At 73.5% G+C, this 21,186-nt stretch carries 16 protein-coding genes; 11 read left to right on the forward strand and 5 right to left on the reverse strand.

What is annotated here, in order from left to right; genetic code table 11:
• Positions 1-177: 177 nt before the first annotated feature.
• Positions 178-4,686: an ATP-dependent RNA helicase HrpA gene (gene hrpA / locus J4G33_RS05915; RefSeq protein WP_208054997.1), complete on the reverse strand. Its 4,509-nt coding sequence runs from the start codon at positions 4,684-4,686 to the stop codon at positions 178-180.
• 131 nt (positions 4,687-4,817) lie between these two features.
• Here hrpA and bla point away from each other — a divergent pair, with 131 nt between their 5' ends.
• Entirely contained in the window at positions 4,818-5,762 is a 945-nt protein-coding gene (bla, locus tag J4G33_RS05920; RefSeq protein WP_208055210.1) for a class A beta-lactamase, read from the forward strand.
• Here bla and J4G33_RS05925 read toward each other — a convergent pair.
• Positions 5,737-6,060, reverse strand: coding sequence for a cupin domain-containing protein (locus J4G33_RS05925; protein WP_208054998.1), 324 nt, complete (start codon positions 6,058-6,060; stop codon positions 5,737-5,739). The two genes, bla and J4G33_RS05925, sit on opposite strands and share 26 nt — an antisense overlap.
• A gap of 71 nt (positions 6,061-6,131) precedes the next feature.
• Here J4G33_RS05925 and J4G33_RS05930 point away from each other — a divergent pair, with 71 nt between their 5' ends.
• The 3 genes from J4G33_RS05930 to J4G33_RS05940 all read left to right on the forward strand — a co-directional run bounded on the left by J4G33_RS05930 (position 6,132) and on the right by J4G33_RS05940 (position 9,614).
• Positions 6,132-6,524, forward strand: coding sequence for a hypothetical protein (locus tag J4G33_RS05930; RefSeq protein WP_208054999.1), 393 nt, complete (start codon positions 6,132-6,134; stop codon positions 6,522-6,524).
• 357 nt (positions 6,525-6,881) lie between these two features.
• Positions 6,882-7,814, forward strand: a complete 933-nt coding sequence (locus J4G33_RS05935; RefSeq protein WP_208055000.1) for an MFS transporter — start codon at positions 6,882-6,884, stop codon at positions 7,812-7,814.
• 87 nt (positions 7,815-7,901) lie between these two features.
• A complete protein-coding gene (locus tag J4G33_RS05940; protein ID WP_208055001.1) occupies positions 7,902-9,614 on the forward strand; it encodes an ABC-F family ATP-binding cassette domain-containing protein in 1,713 nt (570 codons plus the stop codon).
• Here J4G33_RS05940 and J4G33_RS05945 read toward each other — a convergent pair whose 3' ends face one another.
• Positions 9,615-10,184, reverse strand: coding sequence for a MarR family winged helix-turn-helix transcriptional regulator (locus J4G33_RS05945; RefSeq protein WP_208055002.1), 570 nt, complete (start codon positions 10,182-10,184; stop codon positions 9,615-9,617).
• 102 nt (positions 10,185-10,286) lie between these two features.
• On the opposite strand from J4G33_RS05945, the gene J4G33_RS05950 reads away from it, so the two are divergent.
• The 7 genes from J4G33_RS05950 (at position 10,287) to J4G33_RS05980 (ending at position 19,556) form a co-directional block, all read left to right on the forward strand.
• Complete coding sequence (locus J4G33_RS05950; RefSeq protein ID WP_208055003.1) at positions 10,287-10,865, forward strand: NADPH-dependent F420 reductase; 579 nt, start codon at positions 10,287-10,289, stop codon at positions 10,863-10,865.
• A gap of 56 nt (positions 10,866-10,921) precedes the next feature.
• A complete protein-coding gene (locus J4G33_RS05955) occupies positions 10,922-11,836 on the forward strand; it encodes a VOC family protein (RefSeq protein ID WP_208055004.1) in 915 nt (304 codons plus the stop codon).
• Positions 11,833-12,465, forward strand: coding sequence for an alpha/beta hydrolase (locus tag J4G33_RS05960; RefSeq protein ID WP_208055005.1), 633 nt, complete (start codon positions 11,833-11,835; stop codon positions 12,463-12,465). The genes J4G33_RS05955 and J4G33_RS05960 overlap by 4 nt, the downstream gene beginning before the upstream one ends.
• Positions 12,466-14,395: 1,930 nt before the next feature.
• Entirely contained in the window at positions 14,396-14,692 is a 297-nt protein-coding gene (locus J4G33_RS05965) for a hypothetical protein (RefSeq protein WP_208055006.1), read from the forward strand.
• Positions 14,693-14,881: 189 nt separating this feature from the next.
• Complete coding sequence (locus tag J4G33_RS05970) at positions 14,882-15,904, forward strand: 3-oxoacyl-ACP synthase III (protein ID WP_208055007.1); 1,023 nt, start codon at positions 14,882-14,884, stop codon at positions 15,902-15,904.
• Positions 15,901-18,579 carry an alpha/beta fold hydrolase gene (locus tag J4G33_RS05975; RefSeq protein WP_208055008.1) on the forward strand — a complete coding sequence of 893 codons (2,679 nt, stop codon included), beginning with the start codon at positions 15,901-15,903 and terminating at the stop codon, positions 18,577-18,579. Before J4G33_RS05970 ends, J4G33_RS05975 begins: the two co-directional genes overlap by 4 nt.
• A complete protein-coding gene (locus J4G33_RS05980) occupies positions 18,576-19,556 on the forward strand; it encodes an NAD-dependent epimerase/dehydratase family protein (RefSeq protein WP_208055009.1) in 981 nt (326 codons plus the stop codon). Before J4G33_RS05975 ends, J4G33_RS05980 begins: the two co-directional genes overlap by 4 nt.
• Here J4G33_RS05980 and J4G33_RS05985 read toward each other — a convergent pair.
• A complete protein-coding gene (locus tag J4G33_RS05985) occupies positions 19,528-20,364 on the reverse strand; it encodes an SDR family oxidoreductase (protein ID WP_208055010.1) in 837 nt (278 codons plus the stop codon). The two genes, J4G33_RS05980 and J4G33_RS05985, sit on opposite strands and share 29 nt — an antisense overlap.
• The gene (locus J4G33_RS05990; protein WP_208055011.1) at positions 20,361-21,176 is read right to left on the reverse strand and encodes an alpha/beta hydrolase; all 816 of its coding nucleotides are present in this window, start codon (positions 21,174-21,176) and stop codon (positions 20,361-20,363) included. Before J4G33_RS05990 ends, J4G33_RS05985 begins: the two co-directional genes overlap by 4 nt.
• Positions 21,177-21,186 lie beyond the last annotated feature (10 nt).

Here is a 21,186-nt window from a genome sequence, read left to right on the forward strand (position 1 = left end):
CGAGCGCGTGAGAGGCGCTGCTCCTGGCAGAGCCCCGGGTCGACGCGCAGGACCCGCGACGGCGACGCCGCCCGGCTGCTGACCCGGAGCGAGAAGGACCGTAGCCCGGAGCGGGCGCGGGAGGCGCGGGATTATCCGGATGGTCACCGGGGCGGTGGGGCCGTCGGCCCGCGGCCCTCACACCCCGAGCGCGGTCCGGATCCGCTTCGCGCTGACCGGCTGCGCGGTCCCCATCTGCTGGGCGAACAGGCTCACCCGGAGCTCCTCGAGCAGCCAGCGGACCTCGACCAGGGTCGCCTCGCGGCCCGGGTCGGGCGCACCGGCGCGGGCGGCGGACACGGCGTCCTCGTAGGCCTGCGTGAGCTCGTGCACCTGCCAGGCCAGGCCCTCGTCGCGGGACGGGTTCTCGGCGGCCTTGGTCAGGCGGTGCCGCGCGGCCCGCAGGTAGCGGGCCAGGTGCGGCAGGCGTGGGGCCCCGGCCTCGCTGACGAACCCGTCGTGCACCAGTCCGGCCAGCTGGTCGCGCACGTCGGTCACGGTGTTGAGCAGGGCCAGGCTGCTCGAGCCCCGCACCTCGCCGTCGAGCTCGCGCGCTGCCCCGAGCACGACGGCGACGTCCGCGGCGACCTGGGCCGTGCGGTCCTCGAGGCGGTCGCGCAGCCGGTCGCGGAGCCGCGCGTACGTCGTGGCGTCGCGGACGGTCGTCGGGGCGTCGGTCTCGGCGACCAGGGCGGCGACGGCGGCGCGCTGCAGGTCGGTGACCAGCGCGTCGGTGCTCGGGTAGGGGCTCGCGGCGAGGGTCAGGGACTGGGTGCCCGACCAGCGGCTCGTGATCCGCGCCGTGGGCAGGGCGAGCTCGGTGAGCAGCAGCTCGACCACCGCCGCCGGGTGCTGGCGGGCCTGCTGAGCGGCGTCGGCCAGCACCCGCAGGGCCACGGGCCGGGGACCCTGAGCAGGCTTCTTGCCCTTGCCGACCGCTGTCGGGGCCTTCTCGACCACGAGCGACGGGTACGCCTCGACCGTGTGCCCGCCGGCCCGCGTGCTGACCACGGCCGGGAGGGCGCCGTCGGGCAGGCCTGTCGGCCAGGTGCGCAGCGCGGCCTGCTCGGGGAGGGCCGGCGCGGCCGGTGGCGCGGCCGGGGCGCTCGGCCCAGCCGCGCCGCCGTCGGGCGCGGTGCTCGCCGTGGCCCCGCCAGAACGGTCGACGGCGGTGCCCCGGGCCCCGCCCGCCTCGGCCACGGCGGCCCGGACCGCGTCGCGCACGGCCGAGCTGACGGCCCGCTGGGTCTGGGCGGCGAGGCGGCGCTGCAGGGCCAGGAGGTTGGTGCCCTCGTCGACCATCGAGGTCGAGGCGCCGCGGGCCTCGGTGACCCGGTAGGTCATGCGCAGGTGGGCGGGGAGGCGCTCGTCGTCCCAGGCGTCCTCGGGGACCTCGACGTCGCGCAGGGCGCGGACCGCCTGGGTGAAGGCCTCGCGGAAGCTGGGCGCCATGTCCGCCGCGCGCACCACGTCGGCCCAGGTGGGCATGTGCTGGGCGATCCAGGCGGTGACCTCGCGGGCGACGTCGGGGGCGGGGACCAGCTGCACGCGCACGGGCTTGGGCAGGGAGCGGATGGTCGCGGTGACGAGCTCCTCGCGCAGGCCGGGCACCAGCCAGTCGAAGCCCTCGGGGCGCACCCGGTTGAGCACGCCGACGGGGACGTGGACGGTCACGCCGTCGGCCTCGGTGCCGGGCTGGAACTGGTAGGTCAGCGGCAGCTCGAGGTCGCCCTGGGGCCAGGTGCTGGGGAACTGGTGCGGGTCGGCCGCGGCGGCGTGGGCCTCGTCGTCGGCCACGAGCATGGCCAGGGTGAAGGTCAGCAGGTCCGGCTCGTGGCGTCGGGCGCCCTTCCACCAGGTGTCGAAGTGGCGGGCGGAGACGACGTCGGCGGGGACGCGCTCGTCGTAGAAGGCGAACAGGACGTCGTCGTCGACCACCAGGCCGCGGCGTCGGGTGCGGTGCTCGAGCTGCTCGGCCTCGTCGAGCAGGGCCCGGTTGTCGTGGAAGAAGGCGTGGTGGGTGCTCCACTCGCCCTGCACCAGGGCGTGGCGGATGAACAGCTCGCGGGCGTGCTCGGCGTCGACCTTCGCGTACAGCACGCGGCGCTGGGCGACGATCGGCACCCCGTAGAGCAGGACCTTCTCCGAGGCCATGGCCGCGCCCTGCTTGGTGGACCACGCGGGCTCGGAGTAGGTGCGCTTGACCAGGTGCCCCGCGAGCTCCTCGGCCCACTCGGGCTGGATGCGCGCGGCGTCCCGGCCCCACAGCCGCGAGGTCTCGACCAGCTCCCCGGCCATGATCCAGGCGGGGGGCTTCTTGGACAGCGGCGAGCCGGGGAAGATCGCGAACCGGGCGCCGCGGGCCCCGAGGTACTCGTTGCGGGACTGCTTGCGTGCGGGCTTGCCGCCCTTGGCCTGCGGCGCCCCGCCCCGCGCCCCGACGCGGACCTCGGTGACCTCCTGCATCCCGATCTGGCTCAGCAGCCCGGCGAGCAGCGACTGGTGGATCCGGTCCGCGTCCCACGCCAACCTCAAGCTCGTGTCAGAAGCCTGAGTACCTGGGGCACCCTGAGCCTCTGACACGAGGTTCGAGGTGCGGGCCGGGGGGCGCAGGGTGATGCCCAGGGGCTTGGCCATCTCCTTGAGCTGGGTGACGACGTCCTGCCACTCGCGCAGGCGCAGGTAGTTGAGGTACTCGGCCTTGCACAGGCGCCGGAACGCGCTGCCGGACAGCTCGCGTTGCTGCTCGCGGACGTAGTTCCAGAGGTTGAGGTAGGTGAGGAAGTCCGACGTCGGGTCGGCGAACCTCGCGTGGGACTGGTCGGCCTGGGCGCGCAGCTCGGCCGGGCGCTCCCGCGGGTCCTGGATGGACAGGGCCGCCGCGATGATCATGACCTCGCGTGCCACGTCACGCCGTCCGCCCTCGACGATCATCCGCGCCAGCCGCGGGTCCATCGGCAGCAGCGCGAGCGCCCGCCCCACCTCCGTCAACCTCGTGTCAGGTCCGGATCTCGTGTCAGAACCTGAGGTTGCCCCAGGTATCCCAGGTTCTGACACGAGATTGGTGGGGCGGGGGCGGGTCTCGAGGGCGCCGAGCTCGGTGAGGAGCTGGACGCCGTCGCGCACGGCGCGGGTGTCGGGGGGCTCGACGAAGGGGAACCGCGCGACGTCGTCGGGGCTGCCCGCCACGCCCACCGCGACCATCTGCAGGATCACCGAGGCCAGCGAGGTGCGCAGGATCTCGGGCTCGGTGAACTCGGGCCGCGAGCCGAAGTCCTCCTCGGAGTACAGCCGGATCGCGATGCCGTCGGCCACGCGCCCGCAGCGGCCCGAGCGCTGGTTGGCGCTGGCCTGGCTGATCGGCTCGATGGGCAGCCGCTGGACCTTGGTGGCCTTGGAGAACCGCGAGATGCGCGCGGTCCCGGGGTCGACGACGTAGCGGACCCCGGGGACGGTCAGCGAGGTCTCGGCGACGTTGGTCGCGAGCACCACCCGCCGGGTCGAGTGCGCCTCGAAGACGCGGTGCTGCTCGGCCGAGGACAACCGCGAGTACAGCGGCACGATCTCGACCGACCGCGGCGACACGGCCCGGCCCGAGCCGACCGCGCGTTCGCCCAGGTGCCCGCGCAGCGCGTCCTCGGCGTCACGGATCTCCCGCTCCCCGGAGAGGAACACGAGGACGTCCCCCGGTCCCTCGACGGACAGCTCGTCGACGGCCTCGCAGATCGCCGTCATGAGGTCCCGCTCCTCGCCCTTGGCCTTCGCCGGGGCGTCGGGGTCGACGTCGGGGGAGAGCGGGCGGTAGCGGATCTCGACGGGGAAGGTGCGCCCGGTGACCTCGACCACGGGGGCCGGGACGCCGTCGGGGTGCTCGTCGGTGGGCGGGCCGGCGAAGTGCTGGGCGAAGCGCTCGGAGTCGATGGTCGCCGAGGTGATGACGACCTTGAGGTCGGGGCGCTTCGGCAGCAGCTGGGTGAGGTACCCGAGGATGAAGTCGATGTTGAGGGAGCGCTCGTGGGCCTCGTCGATGATCAGGGTGTCGTAGGCCCACAGCTCGGGGTCACGCTGGATCTGCGCGAGCAGGATGCCGTCGGTCATGACCTTGACGAGGGTGTCCTCCGAGGACTGGTCGGTGAACCGCACCTGGTACCCGACCACCGAGCCCAGGGCCCCGGCCCCGCCGGTGATCTCCTCGCTGATGCGCTCGGCGACGGTGCGGGCGGCGATCCGGCGGGGCTGGGTGTGGCCGATCTGCCCGTCGCGGCCTCGGCCCAGGTCGAGCAGGATCTTGGGCAGCTGGGTGGTCTTCCCGGAGCCGGTCTCGCCCGCGACGATGACGACCTGGTGGTCGCGGATGGCCTCGGCGATCTCCTCGCGCCGGGCCGAGACGGGCAGCTGCTCGGGGTAGGTGATCGGCGGCAGGTCGACGGCGTGACGTGCTTCCGCCCGGCGGGCGCGACGCTCGGCCTCACGGCGCGGATCCGGTGCGCGGCTGCCCCGCTCGGCCCCGCGCTGGCGGTTGGCGTTCTCCGGCTGGTCCGGCCCACGGCCCTGACCCGCGCCCCGGGTGCCGCCCCGGCCGCGCCCGCGCGAGGACCGCCGACGTCGGTCCGACGACGGCTGCTGCTCAGGGGGCCCAGGAGTCACGAGGCACCATTGTCGTCGACGGGGCGCGGGCGGCGCACCGGGAATCTCGGCACCGGCCCGACGGCGGGTGGTCCTACCCTCGTGCGGTGACCCGCACCGCCGTTCGTGCCACCCTCCGCCCGGCCGCCGTCATGCTCCTCCTCGTCGGCCTGACCGCCTGCGGGGGTGCCCCCGCGGACGTGCCCGTCGCCCCCGCTCCCACCCAGGCCTCGCTCGAGCCGACGGCGGAGCCCAGCCCCACCCCGGCCGCGGCCGAGCTCACCGACGCGGAGGCCGGGCAGCTCACCGCAGCCTTCGCCGAGCTCGAGGACCGGTACGACGCGCGGCTCGGCCTGCACGCGGTCGACACCGGCACGGGCCTAGAGATCAGCCACCGGCCCGAGGAGCGCTTCGCCTACGCCTCGACCCACAAGGCGCTCACCGCGGGGGCGGTCCTGGCTGCGGTCGGTGTGGACGGGCTCGACGAGGTCATCACCTACGGGCAGGACGACCTGGTCAGCTGGTCCCCGGTCACCGAGCTGCACGTCGGCGCGGGTCTGAGCGTGGGCGAGCTCGCCAGGGCCGCCGTCCAGGAGAGCGACAACACGGCGGCGAACCTCCTCCTCGAGGTGCTCGGCGGGCCCCAGGGTCTCGACGACGACCTGACGGACCTCGGCGACACCACCACTGAGGTGGTCCGCACCGAGCCCGACCTCAACGAGGCCACCCCCGGGGACGCCCGCGACACCAGCACGCCCCGCGCCCTGGTCGAGACCCTGCGGGCCTACGCCGTCGACGACGCCCTGCCCGCGGCCGAGCGCGACGTGCTGCTCGAGTGGCTGCGCGGCAGCGTCACCGGCGACGACCTCATCCGCGCCGGGGCGCCCGAGGGCTGGGTGGTCGGCAGCAAGTCCGGGGCCGCCGGGTACGGCACCCGCAACGACCTCGCCGTCGTGCACCCGCCCGAGGGCGCACCGGTGGTCATCGCGGTGCTCTCCTCACGGGACGGCGTCGACGCTGGCTATGACGACGCGCTGGTCGCCGAGGCCGCCGAGGTTGCCCTCGAGGTGCTCAGCTCCCACCGCGCCGCTGGATGATCACGACCGTCATGGTCGTGTCGGCCCAGGAGGTGTGCTGCTCGCCCGGCTCCCACGTCACGGCCCACCCGGCCGAGACCGGGTGCTCGACGCCGTCGTCCGCCGCCACGCGCCCCTCGCCCGTGACCACGTAGAAGACCTGCTCCTGACCCGCGGGGTGCTTGGGCAGGCTCGCCCCGGGCTGCAGGACGGCGAGGTCGACCCGGACGTGCTCGGCGGTGGTACCGCGGGAGAGCAGACTCATGGCCACGCCCGGGGCGCCGTCCAGGTCGGTCAGGGGCCGCTGGGCCAGGCGCATGGTGGCAGCGTAGGCGTGGCGGCGCGCTCCCGGCCGTTGCTCTCCGTCGGCCTCGCTTCTACGGTCGGACGATGAGTCGCCGACGAGTCCTCGCAGCGGTTCCTGTGGTCGCGATCGCGCTCGCGGGATGCGCCTCGTCAGACCCCACCGTCGACCTCGCGATCGAGGCCGCCGAGACCCTGCGGACCGGGGAGCACGGCGAGCCGGTCGTCGAACCGCGTCTCGGTCGCGGGCCTGAGGTCATCGAGTTCACACCCGACGGCCCGTGGGGTGCTCAGATCCGGTGCCTGGACGCTGAGATGACGATCGCGTTCGCCATCGACGGCGAGGAGGTCGTCGAGCAGCAGGACTGCAGCGAAGGGATGCTCGGCTTCCACCGCCGGGTACCCGGGGGGGAGCGGGTGCACCTCGCCGTGCAGACCGAGGCGCAGGGCACCTGGGTCCTGCAGGTCACGCAGGGCTGAGCCGGCGGCTATCCTCGCCAGGCGCTGCCGCCGGTGGGCGCGGTGCCAGGGCAGGGGGCCACGCGTGGGGCTGGGAGTCGAGTACCGCCGCATCTGGCGTGGTAACGCGGCGTCGAACCTGGCCGACGGGATCACCTTCATCGCCCTGCCGCTGCTCGCGGCCACGCTGACCGACGACCCTCTCGCGATCTCCGGCCTGGCGATCGCCTACTCGGCCCCACGGGTCCTCACGGTCCTGGGCATCGGGGTGCTGGTCGACCGGGTCGACCGCCGACGCCTGCTCCACCTCGCCAACTTCTCGCGTGCGGCGATGTTCGCGCTGCTGAGCGCGCTCGTGCTGGCGAGGCCGCACCGCTGGTGGCGCTCTACGTCGTCTACGCAGCGATGGGGATGCTCGAGTCGGTCTCGGACGGGGCTGCGGTGGCCGTCCTGCCCCAAGCGGTGCCTGCGCACCGGCTGGACCGGGCGAACGCGCAGATCGCCGGGACGCAGACCGTCGTCGACGAGTTCGTCGGGCCCCCGCTCGGCGGCTTCCTCTTCGCGATGGCTGCCTTCGCGCCGTCGGCTGTCACCGCGGGTGCCTTCCTGGCTGCTGGCTTCGCGTACTGGAGGCTGCAGGGCCCCTACGTGGTGCCTCCCGACGAGAGGCTGGCCCGCCCCGAGGGTGTGGTCGCAGCGATCCGGGAGGGCGCGACGTGGACGGCCCAGCATCGCGTCGTGCGGCTCCTCGTGGTCGTCGGTGGCCTGGCGAGCGTGGCGTACATGATCCCCTTCTCCTACCTCGTGCTCTGGGCTCGTGACGAGCTGGGGCTGAGCGCGGCCGGGTACGGGCTGCTGCTGTCCTTCTCGGCCCTCGGTGGCCTGCTGGGCAGCGTGGTCGCCTCACACCTGCGTCGACTGCTCGGGTACGGCGGGGCGATCGTGGCGGCGCTGACCCTGGGGGCGGCCTCCTTCGCCGTGATCTCCCTGACGACGAACCTCGTGGTCGTCGCGGTGGCCCTCGCCCTCTACATCGCCCACGCCGTCGTGTGGCACGTCCTGGCGACCTCGGTCCGTCAACGGGCCACGCCGGTCGCGATGATGGGGCGGGTCGGCGCGCTCAGCCGCCTCGTCGGGCTGCTCGGGCTCACCGCGGGGGCCGCCGTCGGCGGGGTGCTCGCCAGCGTGCTGGGGTTGCGCACCCCGTTCGCCGTGGCCGGCGGGCTGTTCCTCCTCGCGGCGGGGCTGTGCCTCCTGCAGCTCGGCAGGTTCCGCGCGTGGGAGGACGAGCAGACCCGAGAAAACCCCTAGCCACACCGTGCCGCCCCACCTACGGTCGACCTCATGTGGATCTGACCTGCCCCGAGTCCCGTCCCGACTCCCGTGCGCAGGTGTCCCATGCCCCGATCCCTCCCTTCCGCCGCGTCCGCCGGTCTGCACAGCACCGGCCCGTACAGCGCTGACCCGCTCACGCCGACCACCGGCCCCGTCCTCCGTGCCGAGGGCATCAGCGTGTCCTTCGCCGGCCGTCCTGTCCTGACCGACCTGAGCCTCGCTGTCGACCCCGGTCACCGCGTCGGCCTGGTCGGGGAGAACGGCTCGGGCAAGTCGACCCTGCTCCGCGTCCTCGCGGGGGACCTCGACCCCGACGTCGGTGAGGTGCACCGCCCGCCGGATCTCGGCTGGCTGCGCCAGGAGGTCCCGCTCACCACCCGCACCACCGTGGCGAACCTGCTTGACGACGCCCTCACCCAGGTCCGCGCCCTGGTCAGCGTGGTCGAACGGGCCGGCCTCGCCCTCGCAGACCCCGCGCTCGCAGACCCCACGGCCGACGACGCCGCGACCCACGCCTACGACCTCGCCCTGCGCCGTGCCGAGCTGGCTGACGCGTGGGACGTCGACCACCGCCTCGACCTGCTCCTCGAGGGGCTCGGTGTCGCGGACCTCGCCCGGGACCGCCGCCTGCTCGAGCTCTCGGGCGGCGAGCGTACCCGCATCTCCCTCGCGGCCCTCCTGGTCCGGCGCCCGGGGGCACTGCTCCTCGACGAGCCCACCAACCACCTCGACGACGAGGCCGCGGAGTTCCTCGCCGCCCAGGTCCGCGCCCTGCCTGGTGCGGTGCTTCTGGCGAGCCATGACCGGGTGCTCCTCGACGAGGTGTGCACCAGCGTCCTGGATCTTGACCCCACGCCGGGTGGCCCGGTGCTGACCCGCGGCGGCTACGGCGACCACCGGAGTGAGCAGCAGGTGCGCCGTGAGCAGTGGGAGCAGCGGCACGCCGCCGAGCAGGAGGAGCTGGCTGACCTGCGCCGTGCGGTGACCGGCGTCGCGCGGCGGGTGGCCCCCGGTCGTGGCCCGACCGACGGCGACAAGATGCAGTTCGACTTCAAGGCGGGCCGCGTGCAGCAGCAGCTCTCACGGCGGGTGCGCAACGCCCAGCGCCGGCTCGACGAGCTCGAGGCCGCCCAGGTCCGCAAGCCTCCACCGCGGCTGACCTTCCGGTCCCCGACGGGCGGCGCCCCGAACCCCGACGCCGCCGGCGAGCTGGTCGTCTGGCTGCGGGACGTCGTCGTCCCGGGTCGGCTGGTGGCGCCGCGGCTCGAGGTCGCTGCGGGGCGGCCGCTGCTCGTCACAGGGCCCAACGGCTCGGGGAAGTCCACCCTGCTGGCGGTGATCGCGGGGGACCTCGAACCGGCTCAGGGCACGGTGCAGCGCCGTCGCGGGGTCGAGGTCGCGCTGCTCGAGCAGGACGTCCACCTCGCGGCCGAGGAGCGCACGCCGCGCGAGCTCTACGCCCTGGCCACGGCTGGGCTGCCTGACGCCCCGCGCCTGGTCGAGCTCGGGCTGATCCCGCCCCGCGATGTCGACCGCCCGGTCGGGACCCTCAGCGTCGGGCAACGACGGCGGGTGGTCCTCGCCATGGTGGTGGCGCGGCGCCCGGGGCTGCTGCTGCTCGACGAGCCGACCAACCACATCTCCCTGGCCCTGGCCGACGAGCTTCAGGACGCCCTGCAGGTCGGACCCGGGGCGGTGGTGGTCGCGAGCCACGACCGGTGGTTGCGACGGCGGTGGGTGGGGGAGGAGGTCGTGGTCCGGGACGGGCGGCTCTAGTCAGTCAGGGGGATCGGCCGGGCACGCGGCCGGGTCGGGGAGGGCTGGGTCGGCGGCGCACTCCGTCGGCGCAGGGTCGGCCGAGCAGGGCGCCTCGGGCCCCTCGTTCGTGACGGCGAGACGACGGTCCGGGTCGAGCTTGGTGAGCACGGCGTAGGCGAGGTCGGCCAGGCGGCCGACCCCCTCCTCGTCGAGGCCGTCGAGGACCATCCGGCGCACGGCGTCGTCGTAGACCGGGCGGCCGTCCCGGTACGCGCGGCCACCGGCCTCGGTCAGGACGGCGTTGGTCGCGCGCCCGTCCACCTCGCAGGCCATGCGGGCGACGAGGCCCTTGCGCTCGAGACCTGTCACGACGCGGGAGAGCCGCGGGAGGGTCGCGTTGGTGCGTGAGGCGAGGGCGCTGAGACGCAGCCGGCCGGCGTCGGCCTCGTGCAAAGCCTCGAGCAGCGTGAACTCGAAGGAGGTCAGGCCGGTCGCGGCCAGCTGACGGTCCAGGGCCGTGGGCAGGAGCTCGAGCAGGGCGTGCAGGCGCGCGACAGCCACGCGCTCGTCCTGCCTCAGCTCCGTCACGGGCCCATCCTACGAGGTAGTTGCACTTACAAGCAATTGGTGTATGGTTGCGCCTACAACTAACCGTCGCCAACCCTGGCGCCGCACGAGAGAAGGCAGGCCATGACGAGCTTCACCATCATCGGGACCGGGAACATGGGCGACGCGATCGGTGGCGTCCTCGCTGCCGGCGGGAGCGACGTCACGCGGATCGCCCACGCCGAGGCCGGCACCGCGCCCCTGACGGGCGACGTCGTCGTCCTCGCGGTGCCCTACGGTGCCGTCGACGGGATCATCGCGGCCTACGGCGACCAGCTCGCGGGCAAGACGGTCGTCGACATCACCAACCCCCTGAACTTCGAGACCTTCGACTCCCTCGTCGTGCCCGCTGGCAGCTCGGCCGCCGCGCAGATCCAGGAGAAGCTGCCCAGCAGCAGCGTCCTCAAGGCCTTCAACACGACCTTCGCGGGGACCCTGGCGAGCAAGCAGGTCGGCGGCCTCCCGACGACAGTCCTCATCGCCGGCGACGACACCGCCGCCAAGGACGCGCTCGCCGCGGCGATCACGGCCGGTGGCGTCACAGCGATCGACGCCGGTGCCCTGGCCCGCGCCCACGAGCTCGAGGCCCTCGGCTTCCTCCAGCTGACCCTCGCGGCCGGCGAGAAGATCGCCTGGACCGGCGGGTTCGCCGTCGCCCGCTGACCACCCACGGGTGGGGCCCTCGACGAGCCCCACCCCCGCCTCACCAGGAGCCCCTCATGACTGACGCCGTCGACGAGCGCATCCTCCACCCCGAGACCTCCATGAGTGCGGTGACCCTGCGGGTCGGCGACCTGGAGGGCATGTCCGACTACTACGCGCGGGCCTTCGCCATGGAACCCCTCGCCGAGGACGCCCGGCAGCGCGAGGTGCACCGGGTGCTCGGCCGCGGAACCACGCCGCTGGTGCGCCTGATCCACACCCCCGACCTTCCGGGCGTCGACCCGCGCCAGCCGGGCCTCTTCCACACCGCGTTCCTCCTCGAGGACCCCGCGAGCCTCGCTGCGACCGTGTACCGCGCCGCGCAGGACCAGCGCAGCCGCTTCGTCGGCTCGAGCGACCACCTGGTGAGCGAGGCCTTCTACTTCACCGACCCCGAGGGCAACGGCGTCGAGCTCTACGCCGACCGCGACCGCAGCCAGTGGGTCCGGCGCGGCGGGCAGATCGCGATGGACACGCGCTACCTCGACCCTCAGCAGTACCTGGACCGGCACCTCAGCCAGGACGCCCTCGACGCCGGGCCCGCCGCGGCCGGGCGCGTGGGCCACGTGCACCTGCAGGTCGGCGACATCGAGACCGCGCGGGCGTTCTACGTCGACGCGCTCGGGTTCGAGGCCACCCAGACCGACTACCCGGGGGCGCTGTTCGCCTCAGCAGGGGGCTACCACCACCACATCGCGATGAACACGTGGAACAGCCGGGGGTCCGGCCCCCGCGCCGCGAGCCTCGGGCTCGGCGACGTCGCGGTCACCGTCCCGGACACGCAGGAGCTCGAGGTCCTCGCGGGGCGGCTGCGCGCCCGGTCGATCCCGTTCCGCGCCGACGGGCGGAGCGTGGGCGTCGTCGACCCGTGGGGAACACAGGTCACCGTCGCGCTGCCCGACCTGTCGACCGAGGAGCTGATGGGTCGGTGAGCGGCGCCCTGCGTGATGTCCGGTCACCCGGTGGGCTCGAGGGCCCCGGGCCGGTCATGCTCCTGCTGCACGGGTACGGGTCGCACGAGAACGACCTGACTCCGCTCGTCCCGGAGCTCGGCCTCGACCTGCCCTGGGCCTCCTTGCGCGCGCCGATCGGCCTGCCTGGTGGGGGCGCGGCCTGGGTCCCGATCACGACCCCCGGCCGCCCCGACCCAGGGCTCGTCCTCGAGGCGACCGAAACGATCTGGGCGTGGGTCGACGCTCACCTCGACCCGGCAGCGCCCGTGGTTCCTGTCGGCTTCTCCCAGGGCGGGCTCATGGCCACCCAGCTGCTGCGCACCCGGCCCGAGCGGGTGCTCGCCGCGGTAGTGCTCGGCGGCTTCGTGCTGGACGCACCCCAGCCCGCCGACGAGGAGCTGGCCCGCCTCCGACCCGCGGCCTTCTGGGGGCGCGGCGCCGAGGACCAGGTCATCGCCGCGCAGGCGGTCGAGCGCACCGAGAGGTGGCTGCCGCAGCACACCACGTTGACCGCCCACGTGTACCCGGGGCTGGCCCACGGGATCAATGCGGACGAGGTCGATCACGTCCGGGAGTTCGTCGCGAGCCAGGTCGTCGTAGGCGGCTGAGCCGATTGAGTCTGCAGGCAGGTGGATAGATGGCAACTGTTCGGTGTTTGGTTCGGACCGAACACCGAACACCGAACACCGAGGCCCGAACTCGCGCCAGCGGCGAGTGGCAGTGCGCGGCGGCTATCGAACACTCAGGCATCGACTGATGCCCCTGGTAGCAGTTCTGTAAGGAGGAAGTCCAGAGGCTTGCCCGTCAGGTTCATCTCACTCTCCGGGAGCCCGTTGCTCCGAACGAGTGACATGTCATTGACGTGATCATCTTCAGTCAAGAACTCAGTAGGTTCCCCCTGTCGGTCAGCGACTGATGGCGGGGCGTGAGTTTCCATGGGCGTCCGGTGTGGATCGTTCAAGGGACTCTCGTGAAGCTTCTCATCGGTCTTGCTGGCGTCCCTGGTGCGTGGCGACGGCGTGTGCTCGGGGTCGCGGCGCTGTGCTCGACGACGCTGATCGTTGCTGGTGCACCACTTCCACAACCGGCGGGTGCGGCGGTCCCGGCTACGGTCGACGAGCAGGCGGCAGCGAGCGCGACCGCCGCCACGGAAGGCAGCGAAGCGGGCCAGGCACTCACGGCTCTGGCGCGCACGTTCGGGTAGGCATGAACGGCAAGCCTCTAAAGAACAATTCGGAGCTGTCGCGAGTTCAGCGGGAGGTTGTCACGGCAAATATCAGAGTTGTCCGTCACGCGGTAAAGCATCAAATCGGCACGCTTAGGGCGGTGTAGTGATAGAGAAAGGTGATCGATCCCAGGGATGGTCGATCCAGCGTCTGGTGACCTGTGACCTAGACAGCAGGCCCTTGGACAGCTATGTGCCGGATGAGCACGAGCGCTGGCGGATATACCGCGAAGCAATCAAGGGCGGAGAGCTGGAACACGTTCTGGCTGTTATTGCTGTTGAGCCAGTACCGGCTCTGGTTCGTGCTGTCGTATGGGAGGTTGTGGAGATCCCAAGCTTGAGGCGAAGGGCCCTGCGTCTCCTCCCAGAGGGGGGTGATCATGAAGACGTTTCGCGCCATATTTGCGATCTCGAACTGCGCGACCTGGCGAGGTCCGGCGATTGTCTCTCATCTGTACCAGTCTCAGACATGAGCGTCTTTCTTCAACGAGCATGCGCGCTCGAGAGTACGTGCTTGGAGCTCCTGCAAAGGCTCGCCAGTTCGGGGACTCGAAGAGTGCGTCACGATGCCCGATTGCGGCTGTCGGCGGTCCGCGCGCAGGGCTCCTGATAAGAGGATGCAGGGCCGTAGAGGAGCCTGCCGTCCATTGTTGGCGGGATCGCGCCCGCTCTTGAGGGGACAGCGAACAGCGTCCGAGGTGGGGGAGGCCTCGCCACTGCCGGTGACCTGGTCAACCGCGGGTTCCACCGGGTGCGGCCGAACGAGCTCCGGGTCACCGAAATCACCGAGCACCCCATCCGTAAGGGCAAGCTCTACTGCTTCCGCGTGCTGCACGCTAAAGCCGCAAGGTTATCGGGCTCTTCCCAGTTGAGGGTGTAGTCGCGGCCAGGTGGCGCGGGGAGCGGTCGGCGCGTCGGTGCCCGGGTAGAGGTCGAGAGTTTGCGCAAGATGCGATCACCTTGCGCTTTCTGGAGGTCTTTGGTCGTCAGTCCTGGAGTTTGCCGGCGGGCGCAGGTGACAACCTCGAGGTGCTGCACTCCCTCGCCCCGTGCAAGGGAATGCTTCCTGTCGCATCGGTGACCGGGTTGCGGTGCCTGGCGCTTCGGACGGCACGTTCGCTGGAGGGCGGCCTCGCGCAGCTTCCGACTCTGTCCCAGCCTGTGCTCGGGAGTTTTGCTGACGAGAGCCTGGCGATACTCGAGGGGTGTCACAACCTTGAGGTCGTCAAGCTCACGGGCGGGGGCAGGTCGTCCAAGCGGGTCCGGGGGCGCTCCCTGCCTCCCTGGACTACTTCGCGCTGCATGGGGCGTACTTGGGAGGCCTCGAGGCCTTCGTGGAGACGCCCGCCCTGCGCGCGCTCATCGTCGATGTCCCGAACCCGCGCCGCGCGCGTCCGGTGCTCGACCTGCGAGACCTGCGCCACTGCCGTGAGCTGGACTGGATCGAGCTGTGGCGCGCCGCGCGGCTGCGTGGGGTCGACGTGGTCGCCGGTCTCCCGCGACTGGAGGACCTGGTCGTGCAGTCCGGGAACTGCGAGCCGACGGACGTCGAGGGGCTGCCGATCACGGTCACGCCTGCCACACGGAGGCATCCCGGCGAAGGTGTCTGACGCTCGGTTCAGACTGCGCACCACCATGTGAGGGGGTCGCCTTGGCGCCCGGCGGCAAGGCCCCTCCCCCTTCACCGGGAACGCCCCGTCCCTCCCACCCGTTGGGCCCGGGGAGCGCCCCCGTCGCCGGGGTGGCACGATCGGAGCGGGCGAGGCGCGGCCCGGAGCGCTTCACGAGAGGGGTGTGGTGTGAAGGGCAACGCGACGTCGGTGCACCGCAATGCGGCTCTGCTGTCCTTGGCGACCACGACGGCCGACCGGGTGACGACCTCCGCGGACATCGACCGTCGGCTGGCCCCGGTGCTCGAGCGTCTGCGGATGCCCGAGGGTCTGCTGCAGCGGATCGCCGGGGTCCACGAGCGCCGGAACTGGGCCGAGGGGCAGACCTTCGACGCCGCCGCGGTCTCCGCCGGGGAGAAGGCCCTCGCCGAGGCGGGGATCGACCGCAGCGACGTGGGCATGGTCATCAACACCTCGGTGACCCGCAAGCACCTCGAGCCCTCGGTAGCCGTCCGGCTGCACCACGGGCTCGGCATGCCGCCCTCGGCCGTGAACTTCGACCTGGCCAACGCCTGCCTCGGGTTCGTCAACGGCATGACCCTGGCTTCCCAGCTCATCGACGCCGGGCAGATCCGCTACGCCGTGGTCATCGACGGCGAGGACGCCGACGAGATCCAGCACGCCACCATCGACCGGCTCAACGGCCCGGGCGTGACCCGCAAGGACTTCATGCGCGAGTTCCCGACCCTGACCCTCGGCTCGGGGGCCGTGGCCGCGGTGATCGGCCCGGCCGACGCCCACCCCTCGGGCCACCGCATCCTCGGTGGGGTCACGCGGGCCGCCACCCAGTTCAACGAGCTGTGCGTGGGCAGCGTCAACGGGATGTTCACCGACGCCAAGGCCCTGCTCAAGGGTGGGCTCGAGCTCGTCATGTCAGCCTGGAAGGAGGCCAAGGAGGACTGGAGCTGGTCCGCGATGGACCGCTACATCCTCCACCAGGTCTCCGACGTGCACACCGACGCGATCATCAAGGCCGCGAAGCTCGACCGCACCCGCGTGCCGCTCACCTACCCGATGTACGGCAACGTGGGCCCGGCGTCGATCCCGATGACCCTCGCGCAGGAGGCCACCACCCTCGAGCCCGGCAACCGGGTGCTCCTCATGGGCGTGGGCTCAGGCATCAACACGGCCATGATGGAGATCGCCTGGTGACCACCCCCCTGCCGAGCGCAGTCGGCTCGACAGCCCCGGCCTCCCTGCCCCCCGACGGGCTCGACGGCCTCGACCCGACCTTCTCCCGCCTCGTCACCGCGGGGGACCCGGGCCGCACCTGGCACCTGCTGGACAACGCCGACCACCTCGCCCGCCTCGGCGTCGAGCCCGTCGGCACCCTGCTGTGCGTGCACGGCAACCCCACCTGGTCCTACCTGTGGCGCCGCCTGGTCACCGCGGCGACCGCCCAGGCCGCGGCCGACGGCGTGGCGTGGCGCGTGATCGCCGTCGACCAGCTCGAGATGGGCTACTCCGAACGCACCGGTGAGCTGCGTGGCCTGCCCCGGCGCGTCGCCGACCTCGACGACCTGACGACGGCCCTGGGCGTGACCGGCCCGGTGGTCACGGTGGGCCACGACTGGGGCGGGGTCATCAGCCTCGGCTGGGCCGTGGACCACCCCGACCAGCTCGCCGGGGTGGTGCTGCTCAACACCGCCGTCCACCAGCCCGAGCACCTGCGCATCCCCGCCCCGTTGCGCCTGGCCCTGCGGCCCGCCGTCCTAGGACGGGCCACCGTCGCGACCCCCGCCTTCCTCGAGACCACCCTCGCCCTGGGCCGCCCGCGCCTGACCGCCGCGGTCAAGGAGGGCTATCGCGCCCCGTACCGGGAGGCCGCGCGGCGTGGGGGCATCGGCGGCTTCGTCGCGGACATCCCCGTGGACGCCGCCCACCCCAGCGCCGCCGAGCTCGACCGCATCGCGACCGCCGTGAGCGGGCTGCAGGTGCCCGCGCTCATGCTCTGGGGGCCGAGCGACCCGGTGTTCGGCGACCAGTACCTCGAGGACCTCGTCGGCCGGCTGCCCCACGCCGACGTGCACCGCTTCGAGGGCGCCAGCCACCTCGTTGCGGAGGACGTCGACTACGCCGCCGCCGCCCTGACCTGGCTGGGAGACCTGCCGACCGCGGGGTCGGACGACGCCGGGGCCGAGGCGGCCTCCGCCTCACCACGCCCGGCCCAGCCCACGTACCACCCGCTGTGGCACCAGCTCGACGAGCAGCGCCACAGCACCGAGACCGCCCTGGTCGAGATGGCCCCGCCCGGGGGTGACTCCCCGCGTGTGGTCACGTGGTCCTTGCTGGCGCGCCGGGTCCGCGAGCTCGCCGCGGGGCTGACCGCTGCGGGCGTCCGCCCCGGGGATCGGGTTTCCCTGCTCGTCCCGCCCGGGGCCGACCTCACCGCCGTCCTGTACGCGTGCCTGCGCATCGGTGCCGTCGTCGTGGTGGCCGACGCCGGGCTCGGCCTGCGTGGCCTGACCCGCGCGGTCCGCGGCTCGAGGCCCCAGCACGTGATCGGCGCCCTGCCCGGGCTGTCGGCGGCACGGGCCCTGGGCTGGCCTGGGCGGCGCATCTCGACCACCCCCCTGCCCCGCGCGACCGCCCGCGCCCTGGGCGTCCGGTACGCGCTGGTCGACCTGGTCGACCTCGGGCAGGGCGTCGACACCCCGGCCGAGCCCGCCCCGGACGCGACCGCCGCGGTGCTGTTCACCTCGGGGTCCACCGGACCGGCCAAGGGAGTCGTCTACTCCCACCGCCAGCTCGCCGCCGTCGCCGGGGCCCTGCGCGACCAGTACGACCTGGGCGTCGGCACCGGCCTGGTCGCCGGCTTCGCCCCCTTCGCCCTGCTGGCCCCGGCCCTCGGCGCACGGTCGGTCACCCCGGACATGGACGTGACCTCCCCCCGGACCCTCACCGCCCCCGCCGTGGCCGCCGCCGCGGCAGCGGTCGACGCGACGGTGCTCTTCCTCTCCCCGGCGGCCCTGGCCAACGTCGTCGCGACCGCCGACTCGCTGACCCCCGCTGACCACGAGGCCCTCGCCCAGGTCCGCATCTTCCTCTCCGCGGGCGCCCCCGTCCCCGAGCCCCTGCTGGCTGCCGCGGGCCGCCTCATGCCGAACGCCGAGCCGCACACCCCCTACGGCATGACCGAGGGTCTGCTTATGACCGACGTCACCCTCGACGTCATCCGCGACGCGACCAGCACCCGGCCCGACGGCGACCGGGGCGGGGTCTGCGTCGGACGCCCCACCCCGACCACCGAGGTGCGCATCAGCCCCCTCGACGCCGACGGCGCGGCCACCGGGGAGCCGACCACCGACCCCGGCCGCACGGGCGAGATCCTCGTGACGGCCCCGCACCTCAAGCGCGGCTACTTCCGTCTGCACCTGACCGACCGCGCCGCCACCCGTGGCGTGCCCGACGACCGCTGGCACCGCACCGGGGACGTCGGGCACCTCGACGAGCAGGGTCGGCTGTGGGTCGAGGGCAGGCTCGCGCACGTGATCACCACGGCCGACGGCGTGGTCACCCCGGTGGGCCTGGAGCAGGCGGTCGAGCAGGTGGACGGCGTGGTCCGCGCCGGGGTGGTGGGCATCGGCCCGCAGGGCACCCAGCTGCTCGTCGCCGTCGTCGAGACCACGACGCCGGCCCGCCGCGTGGCCCTCGCCGACCCCGAGCTCGCCGAGGAGGTGCGGGGCGCCGTCGGGCGGCCGCTCGCCGCGGTCCTCGTGGTCCCCGACCTGCCCACGGACGTGCGGCACAACTCCAAGATCGACCGGACCCGGCTCGCCCGCTGGGCCGAGGGCGTGCTCTCCGGGGGGCGGGTGAGGCGACCGTGAAGGTCCTGGTCACCGGCGCGAGCGGCCTCCTCGGCCGCGCCGTCGCCGCGCGCGTGCTGGCCGCGGGCCACGAGGTCCGCACCTTCCAGCGCAGCCCCAGCACGGTGCCCGGGGTCGAGGACCTGCGCGGCTCGATGACCGTGGCGGCCGACGTCGAGCGGGCCGTGGACGGGGTCGAGGCCGTGGTCCACCTGGCCGCGAAGGTCTCCCTCGCGGGGGACCCGGCGGACTTCGAGCGGGTCAACGTCGGCGGCACCGAACGCCTGGTGGCCGCCGCGGCGCGCGAGGGCGTCGCGCGCTTCGTGCAGGTCTCCTCCCCGTCGGTCGCGCACAGCGGCAGCTCGATCGTCGGCGACGGCGCCCTGCCCGCCGACCCCGTCCATGCCCGCGGGGACTACGCCCGCACCAAGGCCCAGGCCGAGCTCCTCGCCCTCGCGGCCGACGGCGACGCGATGCGGGTGGTCGCCGTCCGCCCCCACCTGGTGTGGGGCCCGGGGGACACCCAGCTGGTCGCCCGCATCGTCGCGCGGGCCCGGGCCAGCCGGCTGCCCCTCCTCGACGGTGGTCGGGCGCTGATCGACACCACCTACGTGGACAACGCCGCCTCCGCGATCGCCGCGGCCCTCGAGCGCGCGGCCGACGACGCCGTGCACGGCAACGCCTACGTGGTGACCAACGGTGAGCCCCGCCCCGTGGCCGAGATGCTCGCGGGGATCTGCGCGGCCTCGGGCGCCCCGGTCCCGCGCTGGAGCGTCCCGGCGGGCCTGGCCCGCGCGGCCGGGGGAGCGGTCGAGGCCGTGTGGCGGGTGCGCCCGGGGCAGGACGAGCCACCGATGACCCGGTTCCTCGCCGAGCAGCTGTCGACCGCCCACTGGTTCGACCAGCGCCGCACCCGTGCCGACCTCCGCTGGACCCCCGAGGTCACGATCGACGAGGGCCTGGCCCGGCTCAGGGCCGCAGGAGCGCGCGGAGGCTGAGGGGCGGCTGGCCGGTGACGCGCTCGACGTGGTCGGTGACGGCGGCCATCTCGCCGGCGGCGATCGCGGTGTAGGTCGAGACCCAGGCGTCGACCTGCCAGTCGGGGGCGCCGTAGCTGCTGCGCGAGGCGTAGGCCTCCGCGAGGGTCTCCGGGACGTAGCGGACCTCGCGGCCCGTGACCTCGGTGATCGTCGCGGCGACCTCGTCGAGGCTCAGGGCCTCGGGGCCGGTGAGGTCGTAGGTGCGCCCCGCGTGCCGTCGAGGGTCGAGCAGCACGGTGGTCGCGACGCGGGCGACGTCGGCCCGGGCGACCGCCCCGAGGCGACCGTCCCCGGCCGGGCCGCGCAGGGCTCCGTCGGGCCCGACGAACTCGGGGAGCACGTCGAGGTAGAGATTGTCCCGCAGCAGGGTGTGGCGCAGGCCCGCGCGGCGCAGGTGCTCCTCGGTGGCGGCGTGGTCGCGGCCCAGCAGGAAGGTCGACGTGGGGCTCGCGCCGAGGAAGGACGTGTAGACCACGTGGTCGACCCCCGCCTCGGCCGCGTCGTCGATGAAGGCCCGGTGCTCGGCGACCCGGTCGGCGGACTCCGCGCCCGAGACCATGAAGAGGACCTCGACCCCCTCGAGGGCGTGCATCGCGTCCTGCCCGTAGGCGACCTGACGGACCTCGGCCCCGGGCAGGTCGGGGGCGCGGCGTGGGTCGCGGACCAGGAGGCGCTGGGGCACTCCGGCCGCGGCGACGGCGCGGGCCACCAAGCCCCCGACCTTCCCGGTCGCCCCGGTGACGGCAAGGGCGGGTGCATCGGTCACGGGGTCACCTCCTCGAGCCACGCCAGGGCCCGGGCCGCGACCTCCTCGGTGCGGTCGAGCAACGCGTGCTCCCCGCCCGAGAGCACCTCGAGCCGGGAGCCCTCGGGCAGCAGGGGCAGGCCGATGCGGGCCTGGGTCAGCAGCGGGTGCTCCTCGCCGTCGACCAGGGCCCCGCCGTGCAGCAGCAGCACCGGGCAGGCCACCGTGCCGAGCAGCTCGGCCTGGTCCACCTCGGTGAAGTCCGCGAGGGTCTGCTCGGAGATCTCGAGCTCCTCACGCCCCGAGGGCCCGTCGTCGAGCACCGTGGTGCGGCCCGTGCTCGTGAGCTCGGCCATCTTGGCGGGGGACAGCACCTCCTCCCAGGGGTGCTCGATCGGGCCGGACACCGCACCGGTCAGGACCATGGCCCGCACGTGCGGGGAGCCCGCGCGGAGGGCGACCAGCGCCCCCATGCTGTGCGCGTGCACCACCTGGTGGGTGTACCCGGCCGCGGCGAGGTGGGTGCTCGCGGCCTCGAGGTCCTCGACCTCGTGCGACACCTCGACGACGTCGTCCTCGGAGTCGCCGTGCCCGCCGAAGTCGAAGGCCAGGGTCGCGTAGCCAGCCGCGCGGTAGGCCTTGGCCAGCCCGTCGGTGCGGCCGCGTGAGGAGCGGTCGGCGAGGAACCCGTGCGCGAAGAGGACGGCGCGGGCTGGAGCGGTCGCAGTGCGACCCTCGGCGGGGTCGGCCGAGGTGCCCGCGCTGACCTCCGCGGCGTCGAGGGTGCCCGACAAGGCGACCCCCCGCGGGGTGGTGATGCGGATCTCGGCCATCCCCCGACCG

The sequence above is a fragment of the Actinotalea soli genome (assembly GCF_017565425.1).
GTDB lineage: Bacteria > Actinomycetota > Actinomycetes > Actinomycetales > Cellulomonadaceae > Actinotalea > Actinotalea soli.

What these genes read in the sequence shown, in the direction of transcription:
- bla (WP_208055210.1), top strand. Translation starts at nt 4,818, where the DNA reads ATGCTCCTCCTCGTCGGCCTGACCGCCTGCGGGGGTGCCCCCGCGGAC.
- J4G33_RS05925 (WP_208054998.1), bottom strand. Translation starts at nt 6,060, where the DNA reads ATGCGCCTGGCCCAGCGGCCCCTGACCGACCTGGACGGCGCCCCGGGC.
- J4G33_RS05930 (WP_208054999.1), top strand. Translation starts at nt 6,132, where the DNA reads ATGAGTCGCCGACGAGTCCTCGCAGCGGTTCCTGTGGTCGCGATCGCG.
- J4G33_RS05940 (WP_208055001.1), top strand. Translation starts at nt 7,902, where the DNA reads ATGCCCCGATCCCTCCCTTCCGCCGCGTCCGCCGGTCTGCACAGCACC.
- J4G33_RS05950 (WP_208055003.1), top strand. Translation starts at nt 10,287, where the DNA reads ATGACGAGCTTCACCATCATCGGGACCGGGAACATGGGCGACGCGATC.
- J4G33_RS05955 (WP_208055004.1), top strand. Translation starts at nt 10,922, where the DNA reads ATGACTGACGCCGTCGACGAGCGCATCCTCCACCCCGAGACCTCCATG.
- J4G33_RS05990 (WP_208055011.1), bottom strand. Translation starts at nt 21,176, where the DNA reads ATGGCCGAGATCCGCATCACCACCCCGCGGGGGGTCGCCTTGTCGGGC.